This window comes from Aminobacter sp. P4_H6_2 (assembly GCF_056400805.1).
On record NZ_JBFUKO010000945.1, the window covers coordinates 1 to 1,439 of the forward strand.

Below are 1,439 nucleotides of genomic sequence, written 5' to 3' on the forward strand. Positions count from 1 at the left end.
GCGCGCGGGGTGCGCGTGAAGCGCGAGATGTTGCCCAGCACTGGCCACCAGCCAAAACCGGCCGCCAGGTTGAATTCGACGGCGATCATGAAGTTGAGCCGGTGGTCGTCGAACGGTGCAAGGGGAGCCGCACTGCTGATGTCGCTCCAGCTCTTGTGGCTGAAGATCAGAAACAAGATGCTGAAGCACAAGATGAGCTTGCCGGGGCCGACAAAGCGGTTGAGCCATTTGACGGCGGTCGGGCCTTTCCACAGCAGTAGCCACGAGATTCCGATCGCCAGGATGGCGAAGAGGGTCACGCCGAGATCGTTTTCGCCGATATGGGTGCCGCCGACCTGGTTCATGACGCCGCTGATGGCGCGCCCGAACATGATCGACAGAACCGCCGACCAGCCGACGCCGTATATGGCAAGGAAGAACCCGACGAGGATCAAAATGCCGGTCGGCCCGAAGACGCTGCGCATCAAGGTGAATTGCTCGATGCCGAATTTGCCGGTCGAGATGCAGACGCTGACGGCCATGATCGACACGCCGATGACGTTGCCGATGATGATCGCATAGATGCCGTCGCGGGCGCCGACAACCAGGGCCGTGCTGCCGCCGAGCAAGAATGCCCAGGTGGCGATGGCGAGGCCGATATTGATCCAGGAATGATCGAGGAAGCCGATCTCGCGTTCCTCTTTCAGCACGGGAAGTGTGCCGAAGGCAGCGCTTGCGCCAGTGAATTTGGGTGGGGGGGCCATCAGTTGCCCCCGACCCACATGGCAATCGCGACGACGAGAATAAAGGACGTGACGGCGAACCAGATGCCGATGTCGCGGCCCGAAATGTCGGTTCGCGCCGGATCCTCATAGCTTGGGTCCGCAATGATGGTCAGTCGTCTGTCCAGTTCCCGACGCATTTCATTGTCGGTTGAAGTGACGGTCATTTCATCCTCCTCCAAAGACTAAATGAACACCGATGTCCTGGCGCTGAAGAAGCATCAACGCTTCGGCTCGGGGCAGGCTTGTGTGTCTGGCGGGGCAGGGTCCTCGCAGCGCCCGTTCGGACGAGGCTGACCTTAGCCGTTGCGTCCGTCTGATTTCGGGAAGGGAGCTAGCAAGCGGGGTTCTCCTATCTGAACGACCCCAGGTTCCGGCAGACATTTGGATGCGTGGCGCGCCTCTCATCTCCTCATTCGAGGCAAACTTCCATCGGTTCGTTACGTTGCGGCAGTTTGATTTCGCTGTCAAACATTTTTCCTGACAGTGCTGTAAAAATATTAGTAGGACCGCACATACATGCCTCGGTCAAGGAAAATGCAAGCTGCAAAGGGAAAGGCGAATGCCGCGCGCGTCAACACGAGGCAGTGCAACTATGATAGTTATTTCAATAGCATATGAGATATTAGTTGTGGCTGAATTCATCTCAAATGGGATAATGGCAAACGCGCATTGGTG

At 57.7% G+C, this 1,439-nt stretch carries 2 protein-coding genes; both read right to left on the reverse strand.

Annotated features, from left to right (window positions below; translation table 11 throughout):
• Positions 1 to 743: purine-cytosine permease family protein (locus AC1DUU_RS31920; protein ID WP_476787300.1), on the reverse strand; the 743-nt coding region annotated here is incomplete at its 3' end.
• Complete coding sequence (locus tag AC1DUU_RS31925) at positions 743 to 928, reverse strand: hypothetical protein (RefSeq protein ID WP_476787301.1); 186 nt, start codon at positions 926 to 928, stop codon at positions 743 to 745. The genes AC1DUU_RS31925 and AC1DUU_RS31920, both read right to left, overlap by 1 nt.
• Positions 929 to 1,439: the final 511 nt, after the last annotated feature.